Annotated in this window: 13 protein-coding genes; 8 read left to right on the top strand and 5 right to left on the bottom strand. The window is 65.1% G+C overall.

All coding sequences use genetic code 11. The annotated features are described in order from the left end of the window. The first annotated feature begins 95 nt into the window (after window positions 1–95). The 7 genes from paaC to QUH67_RS26260 all read left to right on the top strand — a co-directional run bounded on the left by paaC (window position 96) and on the right by QUH67_RS26260 (window position 6,722). Entirely contained in the window at window positions 96–872 is a 777-nt protein-coding gene (gene paaC / locus QUH67_RS26290) for a 1,2-phenylacetyl-CoA epoxidase subunit PaaC (protein ID WP_300942282.1), read from the top strand. Beyond that, window positions 866–1,366 (top strand): 1,2-phenylacetyl-CoA epoxidase subunit PaaD, encoded by a 501-nt coding sequence (gene paaD / locus QUH67_RS26285; RefSeq protein ID WP_300942281.1) that lies wholly within the window; start codon window positions 866–868, stop codon window positions 1,364–1,366. The genes paaC and paaD overlap by 7 nt, the downstream gene beginning before the upstream one ends. A 2-nt stretch (window positions 1,367–1,368) precedes the next feature. Then, entirely contained in the window at window positions 1,369–2,448 is a 1,080-nt protein-coding gene (gene paaE, locus QUH67_RS26280; protein WP_300942280.1) for a 1,2-phenylacetyl-CoA epoxidase subunit PaaE, read from the top strand. A gap of 127 nt (window positions 2,449–2,575) precedes the next feature. Then, entirely contained in the window at window positions 2,576–3,034 is a 459-nt protein-coding gene (paaI, locus tag QUH67_RS26275; protein ID WP_300942279.1) for a hydroxyphenylacetyl-CoA thioesterase PaaI, read from the top strand. A gap of 18 nt (window positions 3,035–3,052) precedes the next feature. Further along, the gene (gene paaK, locus QUH67_RS26270) at window positions 3,053–4,384 is read left to right on the top strand and encodes a phenylacetate--CoA ligase PaaK (protein WP_300942278.1); all 1,332 of its coding nucleotides are present in this window, start codon (window positions 3,053–3,055) and stop codon (window positions 4,382–4,384) included. A 33-nt stretch (window positions 4,385–4,417) separates the two neighbouring features. Next, window positions 4,418–5,437: a quinone oxidoreductase family protein gene (locus QUH67_RS26265; RefSeq protein WP_300942277.1), complete on the top strand. Its 1,020-nt coding sequence runs from the start codon at window positions 4,418–4,420 to the stop codon at window positions 5,435–5,437. 229 nt (window positions 5,438–5,666) lie between these two features. Then, on the top strand, window positions 5,667–6,722 hold the full coding sequence (locus tag QUH67_RS26260; RefSeq protein ID WP_300948182.1) for a YeeE/YedE family protein: 1,056 nt from the start codon (window positions 5,667–5,669) through the stop codon (window positions 6,720–6,722). On the opposite strand, the gene QUH67_RS26255 is transcribed toward QUH67_RS26260, so the two are convergent. The 3 genes from QUH67_RS26255 to QUH67_RS26245 form a co-directional block, all read right to left on the bottom strand. Further along, window positions 6,719–7,936, bottom strand: coding sequence for a bifunctional alpha/beta hydrolase/OsmC family protein (locus QUH67_RS26255; protein WP_300942276.1), 1,218 nt, complete (start codon window positions 7,934–7,936; stop codon window positions 6,719–6,721). The genes QUH67_RS26260 and QUH67_RS26255 overlap by 4 nt on opposite strands. Before the next feature lie 176 nt (window positions 7,937–8,112). Next, window positions 8,113–8,778 (bottom strand): sulfite oxidase-like oxidoreductase, encoded by a 666-nt coding sequence (locus QUH67_RS26250; RefSeq protein ID WP_300942275.1) that lies wholly within the window; start codon window positions 8,776–8,778, stop codon window positions 8,113–8,115. An 8-nt stretch (window positions 8,779–8,786) separates the two neighbouring features. Next, entirely contained in the window at window positions 8,787–10,208 is a 1,422-nt protein-coding gene (locus QUH67_RS26245; protein WP_300942274.1) for an amidase, read from the bottom strand. Between the two features lie 106 nt (window positions 10,209–10,314). On the opposite strand from QUH67_RS26245, the gene QUH67_RS26240 reads away from it, so the two are divergent. Beyond that, window positions 10,315–11,166: an alpha/beta hydrolase gene (locus tag QUH67_RS26240; protein WP_300942273.1), complete on the top strand. Its 852-nt coding sequence runs from the start codon at window positions 10,315–10,317 to the stop codon at window positions 11,164–11,166. A 246-nt stretch (window positions 11,167–11,412) separates the two neighbouring features. On the opposite strand, the gene QUH67_RS26235 is transcribed toward QUH67_RS26240, so the two are convergent. Together QUH67_RS26235 and QUH67_RS26230 are read right to left on the bottom strand one after the other, a co-directional pair. Continuing rightward, window positions 11,413–11,874: a nuclear transport factor 2 family protein gene (locus QUH67_RS26235; protein ID WP_300942272.1), complete on the bottom strand. Its 462-nt coding sequence runs from the start codon at window positions 11,872–11,874 to the stop codon at window positions 11,413–11,415. A 267-nt stretch (window positions 11,875–12,141) separates the two neighbouring features. Continuing rightward, entirely contained in the window at window positions 12,142–12,915 is a 774-nt protein-coding gene (locus QUH67_RS26230) for an SDR family oxidoreductase (protein ID WP_300942271.1), read from the bottom strand. Window positions 12,916–12,943 lie beyond the last annotated feature (28 nt).

Raw genomic sequence — 12,943 nt, 5'->3', positions numbered from 1 at the left:
AGCGCAGCGAAGCAATCCATTGCGCCGCAAAGGAAGTCTGGATTGCTTCGTCGCTTCGCTCCTCGCAATGACGACTGAACAAGCGGGTTAACGACATGACCGCAGGCAACATCACCGTCTCCGAAACGCCGCTGGTGCTCTACACCCTGCGTCGCGCCGACGACGCGCTGATCCTCGGGCACCGGCTGTCGGAATGGTGCGGCCACGCGCCGATGCTGGAAGAGGACATGGCGCTGGCCAACATGGGCCTCGACCTGCTCGGGCAGGCGCGCGAGCTCTATTCCTACGCGGCGAAAGCCGAGGGCAGAGACAATGACGAGGACAAGTTCGCCTATCTGCGCGACGTCAGGCAGTATCGCAATCTGTTGCTGCTGGAACAGCCGAACGGCGATTTTGCCCGCACCATGGTGCGGCAGTTTTTCTACGCGGCGTTTGCCGACCTCTACTGGCGGGCGATGATGCGCTCGGCCGACGCGACGCTGGCCGCGATTGCGGCAAAATCGGAAAAGGAAAGCGCCTACCATCTGCGCCATTCCTCGGAGTGGATCGTCCGCCTTGGCGACGGCACCGAGGAAAGCCACCGCCGCGCGCAGGAAGCGATCGATCTGCTCTGGGCCTTCACCGGCGAAATGTTCGAAATCGACGACAGCGAGCGTGGGCTGATCGATGCCGGCATTGCTGTCGATCCCGTGCCGTTGCGTGCGCAGTGGATGAAGACGATCACGGGCGTCGTTGCCGAGGCGACGCTTGCCTTGCCGAACAACGGCTGGATGCAGCAGGGCGGCCGCAGCGGGCGGCATAGCGAGCATCTCGGCCATCTCCTCAGCGAATTGCAATCGATGCCGCGCACCTTTCCGGGGGCGACATGGTAGCCGTTCTCGACGACATCGATCTGCGCCGGCGCGCCTGGGAAGCCGCCTCTACGGTGGTTGACCCCGAAATCCCGGTGCTGACCATTGCCGATCTCGGCGTGCTGCGCGAGGTGGAAGTGCACGACGGCCGCGTCGAGGTCGCGATCACGCCAACCTATTCCGGCTGTCCGGCCATGAACATGATCGCGCTGGAAATCGAGCTGGCGCTGGAGCGCGCCGGCATCGCGCGGCCGACGGTTCGCACCGTGCTGTCGCCGGCCTGGACCACGGACTGGATGAGCGAGGACGGCCGCACCAAGCTCAGGGAATACGGCATCGCGCCGCCGCAGGCGTCAGGCTCGCGCCGCGCGCTGTTCGGCGAGCAGCAGGTGGCCTGTCCGCAATGCGGTTCCGTGAATACCGAAGTGCTGTCCGAGTTCGGCTCGACCTCCTGCAAGGCGCTGTGGCGCTGCAAGAGCTGCCGCGAACCCTTTGATTATTTCAAGTGTCATTGACCATGTCCCACGCCCCGCGCTTTCACCGTCTGGCCGTCAACGATCTGCGCCGCGAAGCGGCGGATGCCGTGTCGATGACGTTCGCGATCCCGAAGGAGCTGGAAGGCGACTACAGCTTTACACCGGGCCAATACCTCACCTTGCGCACCACCATGGACGGCGAGGAAGTGCGCCGCTCCTACTCGATCTGTTCCGGGCCCGACGACGGCGAACTGCGCATCGCGGTCAAGAAAGTCGACGGCGGCGCGTTCTCGAGCTGGGCCGCGGATGAGCTGAAATCCGGCGACGAGCTCGACGTGATGACGCCGACCGGGCGGTTCGGCATCGTGCACGCGCCCCAGGAGGCGAGGGTCTATGTCGGCTTTGCCGCCGGCAGCGGCATCACGCCGATCCTGTCGATCGCCAAGGGCGTGCTGGCGCGCGAGCCCGACAGCCGCTTCTTCCTGTTCTACGGCAACCGCTCGACCTCGAGCATGCTGTTCCTCGAGGAGCTCGAGGAATTGAAGGATCGCTTCCTGCAGCGGTTCTCGCTGTTCCATGTCCTATCGGGCGAAGAGCAGGATATTCCGATCCTGCATGGCCGGCTCGACGGCGAAAAGGTTCGCGTGCTGCTGCGCTCGCTGGTGCCGGCCTCGCGGGTCGATCACGTCTTCATCTGCGGCCCCACCGGGATGAGCGAGGATGTCGAGACGACCTGCCGCGAGATCGGCATTGCCGAGGACCGCATCCACGTCGAGCGCTTCGTCTCTGAATTCGGCGGCAAGCCGCGCCCGAAGAAGGTCATTGAAACATCCGCGCCACCCAAGGCGATGGCTGCACTGATCATCGACGGCAAGCGCCGCGAGGTGCCGGTCGCTGACGAGGAGTCCATTCTGGATGCCGCGCTGCGCGCCGGTATGGATCTGCCGTTCGCCTGCAAGGGCGGCATGTGCTCGACCTGCCGCGCCAAGCTGGTCGAGGGCGAGGCGCAGATGGAAGTCAATTATTCGCTGGAGCCGTGGGAGCTGAAGGCGGGGTTTATCCTCACTTGCCAGGCGCGGCCGTGCTCGGACAAGGTGGTGGTAGATTACGACCACGTATAATGAATGGGCGGCCGCGTTGACACCTCAGGTGCTTCGATCCGACACTAGCTAACGACAGAGGCCGAACAGGCCCGTGCGTACAGGGAGAGAACGACGTGGAACCGTCCTGCGGCGCGGGCAGCGCGCCATGAACAAGGCCCTTTCGCCCGACGAGATCGCCCGCGCCTGCGCGGACGCGATGTGGCAGGAAGACGACGCAAGCCAGGGCCTCGGCATGAAGATTGTCGAGGTGAAGGCTGGCCATGCCGTGCTGACGATGACGGTGCAGCCGCACATGGTCAACGGCCAGCGCATCGCCCATGGCGGCTTCATTTTCCTGCTGGCCGATTCCACCTTCGCCTTTGCCTGCAACTCGCACAACCAGCGCGCGGTGGCCGCGCAGTGCGACATCACCTTCATTCGGCCGGGAAAGCTGGGAGACGTGCTGGTGGCAACCGCGCGGGAAATCTCACGCAGCGGCCGGTCTGGAATCTATGACGTGCGTGTCAGCGCCGGGGATGCCGTGATCGCCGAGTTTCGAGGGCACTCCCGCACCATTGCGGGAACGTGGCTGGCGGGCGCGGACAACGCGGCCACAGAAAAATAGCCGGGAGGGAGACGCGTCATGGCCATGGCAAAACTGAAATCCGGCGGAAGCAGCTACAGCGCCGAACTGGACGAGGCCGAGCGCGCCTCGCGCGACGAGATCATGGCGCTGCAGACCACGCGCCTCGCCTGGTCGCTGGGACATGCCTACGACAACGTCGCGCATTACCGCAAAGCCTTTGACGCCGCCGGCGTGCACCCGTCCGACTTCCAACAGCTTGCCGATCTCGCAAAATTTCCGTTCACGGCAAAGACGGACCTCCGCGACAATTATCCCTTCAAGATGTTTGCGGTGCCGCGCGAAAAACTGGTCCGCATCCATGCGTCCTCGGGCACGACGGGCAAGCCGATCGTGGTCGGCTACACCCAGGGCGATATCGACATCTGGGCGGACGTGATGGCGCGCTCGATCCGCGCCGCCGGCGGGCGTAGCGGCATGATCATCCACAACGCCTATGGCTACGGCCTGTTCACCGGCGGGCTCGGCGTGCATAACGGCGCTGAAAAGCTCGGCTGCACGGTGGTGCCGGTGTCCGGCGGGATGACCGAGCGGCAGGTGCAGCTGATCAATGATTTCCGGCCCGATATCATCACGGTGACGCCGAGCTACATGCTGGCGATCCTGGATGAGTTCAAGCGGCAGGGGCTCGACCCGCGCCAGTCCTCGCTGAAGTTCGGCATCTTCGGCGCCGAGCCCTGGACCAATGCGATGCGGCTGGAGATCGAGCAGGCGTTCGACATGGATGCGACCGACATCTACGGCCTATCGGAAGTGATCGGCCCCGGCGTGGCGCAGGAATGCGTGGAGACCAAGGACGGCCTGCACATCTGGGAGGATCATTTCTATCCCGAGGTGATCGACCCCGAGACCGGCGCCGTGCTGCCCGACGGCGAGAAGGGCGAACTGGTGTTCACCTCGCTCACCAAGGAGGGCTTTCCGATCATCCGCTACCGCACCCGTGACCTGACCCGGCTGCTGCCGGGCACGGCGCGGCCGGGCATGCGGCGGATGGAGAAGGTCACCGGGCGCTCCGACGACATGATCATTTTGCGCGGGGTCAACGTGTTCCCGACCCAGATCGAGGAAGCGCTGCTGGCGACCGACTGGTGCGGCGGCCATTTCATCATCGAGCTGACGCGGGAAGGGCGGATGGACGAGATGACCGTGCTCGCCGAGGCCCGCCCGGAAAGCTGGGACGCCAGCGGCCTCGACTCGCACGCCGAAAAGGTCTCGATCTTCATCAAGAACACCATCGGCATCACCGCCCGCATCAGGGCCGTCGCCCCCGACACGCTGGAACGCTCGCTCGGCAAGGCCAAACGTGTTTACGACAAGCGGCCGAAAGGGTAACCCCTGCTGCGCGAAAGCCAGCGGAAAACCCTGATGCCAGCTCCCGAGAAGTCCGACGTTCGATCCATCCAGGCCCGCTGCGTGCGGCTGCCGGCGAAGGCCGCCGATGCCGCGTCGATTTCCCCGGTGGTCGAGAGCCTCACGCTGTCGCGCGGCGACGACGACCTGCTGATCGAGGTCAGGGCGGCCGCCGTCAATCCATCCGATGTGAAGGCCGCGACCGGGCTGATGCCTTATGCGGTGTTCCCGCGCACGCCGGGCCGCGACTATGCGGGGGTCGTGATCGACGGACCCGACGGGTGGCGCGGCCGCGAGGTGTTCGGCTCGTCCGGTGATCTCGGCATTCGCCGCGACGGCACGCATGCGACGCATCTCGTGGTCGAGGCGGACGCGGTCGTTGAAAAGCCCGGAAGCATTTCATGGGAAGAGGCCGCCGGCATCGGCGTGCCGTTCGTGACCGCGATGGAAGGGCTGCGCCGGGCCGGCATTCCGAAGGCCGGCGAGACCGTGCTGGTCATGGGCGTCAACGGCAAGGTCGGGCAGGCGGCGACACAGATCGCAAGCTGGCATGGCGCGCGCGTGATCGGTGTCGTGCGCAGGGCCGAGCCGTATGAAGGGCACAGCAATTCGAGCGTCGAGGTGATCGATACGTCTGCGGCCGACGTTGCGGCGCGCGTGCGCGAGATTACCGGCGGCAAGGGCGCCGACATCGTGTTCAACACCGTCGGCGATCCTTATTTCGAGGCTGCGCACAAATCGCTCGCCCTGCGCGGGCGGCAGATCCTGATCGCCGCGATCGATCGCATCGTGCCGTTCAACATACTCGAGTTCTACCGCGGCCAGCACACCTATGTGGGCATCGATACGCTCGGCCTGTCGTCGGTCGCGACCGGCGCGGTGCTGCGCGAGCTCGGGCCCGGATTTGCCGACGGGCGTCTCAGGCCGTTCCCGATCAGGCCGAACGCGGTTTATCCGCTGGAGCAGGCGAAGGCGGCCTTCATGGCCGTGGCCGGTTCGTCGCGCGACCGCGTGATCCTGCGGCCCTCGGCTTAGGCGTTCACGCAGGGCTGTCTTTCAATTTTGCGTGGATAACAAATCTCTCCCACGCCGGTCACGGGCGGCGCTTTCGTTCCATGACAGGCGTAGCGGACGAGAGATTCATTCTCTGCATGTGCGGGCCGTGGACGGCGCCATGCTTCCCACGTAATAGCAGCACCGAAATTGCTTCCTACTTGAACTGGAACGGCGCGCCGGCCGTGCGAGGGAACAGGGAAAAGCCGTGCTGGACAGTGGCAATATCGTCGTCATCAGCGGACTGCTGATCGGCCTCATCTATGGATCGGTCGGATTGTTGAGCGGGTTTTGCCTGCTCTCGGGCCTGCGGGGTTTCTGGGCCGAAGGCGATGGCCGGCTGCTGCGGACCTACGCGCTGGCGATCGGCGTGGCTGTGGCGGGGACGCAGTTGCTGGCGGCGGCGGGCCTCGCCGATATCGGCAAATCGATCTACCTGCAGGCATCGTTCTCCGCGCCGGTGATGTTCTTCGGGGGCCTCCTGTTCGGCTACGGCATGGTGCTGTCGAACGGCTGCGGTTCGCGCGCGCTGGTGCTGCTCGGGCGCGGCAACCTCCGTTCCTTCGTGGTGGTCGTGGTGCTGGCGATCGTCGGACAGATGACGCTCAAGGGCCTGATCGCGCCGGCGCGGGTCGCGATGGTCGGCGCGTCGCAGACCACGGCAACGGCAAATTCGGTGCCGGCACTGCTTGCCGCCGCGGGCTTGAGCGAGGCGGCCGCGCGGATGCTGGCGGCTTCGATCGTCTCGGCGGCGCTGATCATCTTCGCCTTTTCTCATCCGGCGTTCCGGCGCTCGCCGGGCCAGATCGCTGCGGGACTTGCGGTCGGCCTGCTGGTGGTGGTGGGCTGGTTTGTCACCGGCTATCTCGGCGCCGACGATTTCAAGCCGGCACCCGTGACCTCGCTGACCTTCATCGCCCCGATCGCCGACGCGCTGCAATACGTCATGCTGTCGACGGGATCGACGCTGAATTTCGGCATCGCCACCGTGTTCGGCGTGTTTGCCGGCAGCCTGGTGACCGCGCTCCTGACCGGGCGTTTCCATCTCGAAGGCTATCATTCGCCGCGCCACATGCTGCGCTCTGGCGGCGGCGCGGCGTTGATGGGCGCAGGCGGCGTGATGGCGTTCGGCTGCTCGATCGGGCAGGGCCTGACCGGATTTTCCACCCTGGCGCTGGCATCGCTGATCGCCTTTGCCGGGATACTGGTCGGCAGCGCCGCGGGGCTTCGCGGCGCGCTCCGTGTCCGCCCGCTGGCGACGGCTTAATCGGCGGCTTTCGTCACGATGCGGATTTCCGACTGCAGCGTCCGGTGCACCGGGCATTTGTCGGCGATTTCCATCAGGCGCTGGCGCTGATCGGCGTCGAGAGCGCCTTCGATCGAGATGACGCGCTCGATCTGGTCCAGCATGCCCTCGCGGGTTTCGCATTCCGCGCAGTCTTTTGCGTGAATCTTGCTGTGCTTCAGCGCCACCGTGACTCGATCGAGCGGCAGCGACTTGCGGTCGGCATACATTCGCATCGTCATCGACGTGCAGGCGCCGAGGCCTGCCAGCACGAAATCATATGGCGCCGGTCCAGAGTCCTGGCCGCCGGCCGCGACCGGCTCATCCGCCAGCATTTGATGCAGGCCAGCTGTAACGGTCTGTTGGAACTTGCTGTTGCGGGTTTCGCGGACCACGACGTCGTACGGCACGTCGCTGGCCGGCTGTGAGGCCATGATGGGCTCGACATAGCGTTCGGCCCAGGCAGCGATGACATCGGCGACATAGGCCGCGTCGCGCTTGCCGGATAGCAGATGGTCGGAGCCTGCCAGCGAGACAAAACTCTTGGGATGTTTTGCGGCGACGAAGATGCTGGTGGCGTTATCGATGCCCACCGTGTCGTCGGTCGGCGACTGCATGATCAGCAGCGCCTTGTGCAGCCTGGCGACCTGCGCCATCAGATTGTGCTCGGCGACATCGTCGAGAAATTCGCGCTTGATGTGGAACGGTCGCCCGGCGAGCTGCACTTCGACCTTGCCCTGGGTGCGGATCTCCTCGATCCGGTCCTTGAAGAGGTGCGTGACATGCGCGGGATCGGAAGGTGCGGCGATGGTGACGACCGCCTTGGCTTCCGGAATCCGTGCGGCGGCGGCGAGGATGGCCGCGCCGCCGAGGCTGTGGCCGATCAGCAGCGCGGGCGCGGCGCGGGTTTCGCGCAGATGATCGGCGGCGCGGACCAGATCGGCGACGTTGGACGAGAAGGTGGAGTTGGCGAACTCGCCTTCGCTGGCGCCGAGGCCGGTGAAGTCGAACCGCAGCACCGCAATGCCCTTGGCGGCCAGCGCGGTGGCGATGCGCTTGGCGGCCAGCACATCCTTGCCGCAGGTGAAGCAATGCGCGAACAGCGCGTAGGCCTGCACCGCCCCGTCGGGCGTATCGAGGGCTGCGGCAAGCTGATGGCCGCCTTCGCCGGTGAATTGAAAGCGTTCATGCGGCACGGGCGTTCTCCTGGGCTGGGGGCGGATATGTCGGCTGCAGTTCAGCCACCATGGTTCGAGACGCGCGGCGTCGCCGCGCTCCTCACCATGAGGGTCCAAGACCTCACCCTGAAGAGCATCGCGAAGCGATGCGTCTCGAAGGATGAAGCCGCGACCTGGGCGAGGTTAAACCATCTTCAGTCGCTGGAATATCGCTGTTCCTGCCACGGGTCACCGCGATTGTGATAGCCGCGCACTTCCCAATAGCCGGGCGCGTCCTCCGCCAGGAACTCGATACTCTGCAGCCACTTTGCGCTTTTCCAGAAATAGAGATGCGGTATCACCAGCCGCACCGGGCCGCCATGCTCCTGCTCGAGCGGCGCGCCGGACCAGCTATGGACGAGGATGGCGTCCTCGGCGGCAAAGTCCTCCAGCGCGAGGTTGGTGGTGTAGCCGTCGTGCGAATGCAGCACGACGAACCGCGCTTCCTCGCGCGGCCGGCAGGCGTCGAGCAGGTCGCGGGTGGCCAGCCCCTCCCATTGATTGTCGTAGCGCGACCAGGTGGTGACGCAATGGATGTCGGATACGAAGCGGCTCTGCGGCTGCGCGGAAAACTGCGAGAAACTCCAGAACAGCGGATGTTCGACCGCGCCGTAGACGTCGAGCCGCCAGCGCTCGCGCGAGATGTTCGGCGTCAGGCCGAGATCGAGCGTCGGCCAGTCCTTTGTCAGATGCTGACCCGGCGGCAAGCGCATTTCCTCCGGCCGTGAAATCTTTCCGGTGAGGAATTTCCCTTCGCGCGCCCATCGCGCCTTGCTGCGCGTCAGCTTGCTTTCCGGCGGCGGCCCGTTCTCGTCGGTCATTTGCCCTCTTATTTCGGCGCCCGCGGATCGATCGGGGTCGTGTCGCGCACGCCCAGAATGTCTTCCAGCACCTTGGCGCCCGCCAGCAGTTGCGCCTCGCCGCGCGGCGGCGCCACCACCTGCAGCCCGATGGGAAGGCCCGAGGCCGTGAAGCCGCAGGGCAGCGACAGTGCCGGGCAGCACACCAGCGTGATCGCGTAGACGATGCCGAGCCATTCGACGTAATTGTCGAACTTCTTGCCGGCGCATTCGGCGACATAGCGGTTCTCGACCGGGAAGGGCGGCACGATCGTGGCGGGGCAAAGCAGCAGGTCGTACTTGTCGAAGAACTCAAGCGTGCGCGCGGTCATGGCAACGCGCTGCGCCTGGGCGCGTTCGAGCTGCTCGACCGTCAGCTTGAGGCCTTCCTCGATATTCCAGATCACCTCGGGCTTGAGCAGATCGCGCTTGGTGCGCAGCAGCGCGGCCTTGGAGAGCGCAAAGTCGAACGCGCGCAGCACGTGGAAGCATTCATGCGCCTCGCGCAGGTCGGGATGGGCTTCCTCGACGATCGCGCCAGCTTCGGCAAGGCGCTGTGCGGCCTTGCGGGTGACGGCTGCGACTTCCGGGTCGACCGGCGTGATGCCGAGGTTGGGCGAATAGGCGACGCGCTTCGGCTTGCTGCCGGAGCGGACGGCGGACAGGAACGAATTCGGCAGCACCGGCAACGACAGCGGATCGGCGGGGTGCTCGCCGCTCATGGCATCGAGCAGCAATGCGACGTCTTCGACATTGCGCGCCATGGGTCCTTGCTGGCCGAGATTGCGATCGACGCCCGCCGCGATCGTATGCGCGACGCGGCCGATGCTCGGCCGCAGGCCCACGATGCCGCAGAAGCTCGCGGGGTTACGAAGCGAGCCGCCCATGTCGGAGCCATGCGCCAGCCAGGCCGTGCCGGTGGCGAGCGCTACCGCCGCGCCGCCGGAGGAGCCGGCGGCGGAGCGCGAGGTGTCCCAGGGATTGAGGGTCGGTCCGAACACCTCGTTGAAGGTATTGGCGCCGGCGCCGAATTCCGGCGTGTTCGACTTGGCGTAGATCACGCCGCCATTGCTCTCGAGATGCTCGACCAGGATATCGGACTTCGCCGGGATATCATCCTTGTAGATCGGCGACCCCTGCGTGGTCAGCACGCCTTCGACGGCGGTGAGGTCCTTGATCGGGATTGGAAGCCCGGCGAGCAGCCCGCGCTCGCTGACCGGCTTCTTCATCAGGGCGGTGGCATGCTTGCGGGCGCGGTCGAAGCACAGCGTCGGCAGCGCATTGACCTTGCCGTCGACCTCGGCGATGCGCTTTTCCAGCACGTCGAGCAGGTCGAGCGGGGTCACTTCGCCCGATTTCAGCTTGCCGACAATGGCGACCGCCGTCTCACGCACCAAACCCTGATCAGCCACTTTCGCTTTCTCCGCTTGTTACCCGTATCTTGAACGCAGATGTTGCTGTAGAACATTTTCCGGCAAAGTAGAATGTGCGGCTGCCGTATTCGAGCGGAGATATTGCATGACGACATTGTTTTCAGCGCTGGACTGGCGCGCCATGAGCCAGGAGGCGCGCGATCTCGGCCTCAATAACGGCGTTGCCGTGCCCGGCAGCGTCGACATGGCGGCCGGTTGGGAGCAGCGCTCCGCCGAGGTGCGCAAGCGTTTTCCAGACCAGCTCGACCTGCGATATGGCCCGCGCGAGCGAAACCGGATCGATTTCCTTAAAGCGGGCGAGGAGGCGCCGACCCTGCTGTTCATCCATGGCGGCTATTGGCAGGCGCGCGCCAAGGAGGTTTTCACGATCTTTGCCGAGGGGCCCATGGCGCACGACATCAATGTCGCGCTGATCGGCTATACGCTGGCGCCGGAAGCCACGCTGGACGAGATCGTCGGCGAAATCCACGCCGGCATCGACTTCCTCGCCGCGCAGTTGCCTGCGCTTGGCGCCGCGCCCGGCGGTATCGTGGTGTCGGGCTGGTCGGCCGGCGGGCACCTGACCGCAATGGCGCTGTCGCATCCCAAGGTGAAGGCGGGGCTGGCGATATCAGGCATCTTCGATCTCGAGCCGATCCGGCACTCCTATCTCAACGAGAAGCTGCGGGCTGACGAGGCGACCTCGCGCCGCAACTCGCCTGTCATGCAGGAGGGCGGCCCGCTGAAGCCGCTGTCGCTGGTGGTCGGGAGCGCCGAACTGCCGCTGTTGCGCAAGCAGACCGCCGACTTCGCCGGTCACCGCGCGCGATATGGTCTGCCGGTGACGTATGAGGAAATTCCCGACGCGAACCATTTTACGATCATGTACGAGATGATGTCGCCGAGAGGCAGGATCACGACGCTGATCCGGCAGTTGTTCGACCGGACGACGGGGTAAGGGGCCGGCGGCGTGGAGGGTGAGAAAGAATCGTAGCCCGCATGAGCTCTTGCAATATGCGGTATGCCGCGGGCACCGGTCCCGCATATCGCAAGAGCTCATGCGGGCTACAGTTACTGTTGCGCAAGCAGACCGCCGACTTCGCCGGTCACTGCGCGCGATATGGTTTGCCGGTGACGTATGAGGAAATTCCCGACGCGAACCATTTTACGATCATGTACGAGATGATGTCGCCGAGAGGCAGGATCACGACGCTGATCCGGCAGTTGTTGGAGCGAACGACGGGGTAGGTTGCCGGTCAGGACGCTTGACCGTCCAACGCTCTTGAGCCGTCGCATCTGTCCATGCGGTGGCTAGCGGCAGGAGCGTAATCCAGGTCTCGGCGAGCTTATCGCCCTCGATCCGGTAGCTCTGCATCCCCGCCCGGCTGCGGCGCTCGCCAGTCGCGGGATCAGGCCACACGAACGAGAAGCGAAACCACGCGCGGTCATCGGTGAAAGAGTGGTCGTACACCACGACACGGATGCCCGGTCGCTCCGTGTGGATAGCAGCGAGTTCCGCCGCGTAGGCCTCCCGCGTCACGGTGCGGTCGCCTTTTTCGTCATGCCGGATGTAGTGCGGTCCGACGCAACTCGGGATCAGATCGTATTGGCCTTCATGCCAAACCCGCTCCCACCGGTCGAACAGGTCGCGGATAGCTTGCGACATTGAAGAAACTCCTGTGATCTGAACTCAATGCAATATTCAGGCCGCCTCCTTGCGCTTGTTTCGTCCTTGCGATGCCCACATCACTTGTGTCCGCGCTCCTCGCAAAGACGGTGGCGGGTCCGGGCATCTGCCTGATCCTCATGGTGAGGAGGTGCGATAGCGCCGTCTCGAACCATGCAGGCCCCGGCCGGGTTCGCGGCCCACCCTTCGAGACGCCGCGCAAATGCGCGGCTCCTCAGGATGAGGTTCGAGTTTGCGGCCCGAGGTCTACCACCCCGACGTATGCCCGCCGTCCACGGTAAAGATCACCCCCGACGTGTAGCCGGACCGGTCCGACGCCAGGAATGCCATCAGGTCGCCGATCTCGCGCGCATGCGCGGGACGGCCGAGCGGCATGTTCTTCTGGAATTCCTTGTAGCGGTTCTCATCGCCGAACTGGTTCCTGGCGCGGGTCTTCAACAGCGTGACATGGCGGTCGGTGCCGACGGGGCCGGGATTGATGCCGACCACGCGGATGTTGTCGGCGAGACTCTTGCCGCCAAGCGCGCGGGTGAGCGCCATCAGCGCGGCGTTGCCGGCGCTGCCGCAGATGTAGTTGGCGTCGAATTTTTCGCCGGCGGCACCGATGTCGTTGACGATCACGCCGCCACCGCGCGCCTTCATCTGTGCATAGATCGCGCGGGTCAGGTTGATGTAGCCGAACACTTTCAATTCCCAGGCGTGGCGCCAGGTCGCCTCGTCGATCTTGTCGATCGAGCCGCCCGGAATGTCGCCGGCATTGTTGACAAGGATATCGATGTCGGCGGCTTCCTTGACCAGCCTGGCGATGTCCTCGCCCTTGCGCAAGTCGACGACATGGGTGGTGGCGCTGATCTGGTGCGCCGAGCGCAGCCGCTCCGTGAGCGCCTTCAACTGCTCGCCGTTGCGGGCGGCCAGCATGACGTCGCAGCCTTCCTCGGCAAAGGCTTCGGCCGCGGCCGCGCCAATGCCCTTGGAGGCGCCGGTGATCAGGACACGTTTGCCGCGCAGGTGCAGATCCATGGGATTTCTCGCTTGGGTGAGGGCAGGA

This window comes from Bradyrhizobium roseum (genome assembly GCF_030413175.1).
Taxonomy (GTDB): Bacteria; Pseudomonadota; Alphaproteobacteria; order Rhizobiales; family Xanthobacteraceae; genus Bradyrhizobium; species Bradyrhizobium roseum.
Note: the sequence above shows the minus strand (reverse complement) of the source record. Positions and strands in the feature narration are given on the sequence as shown.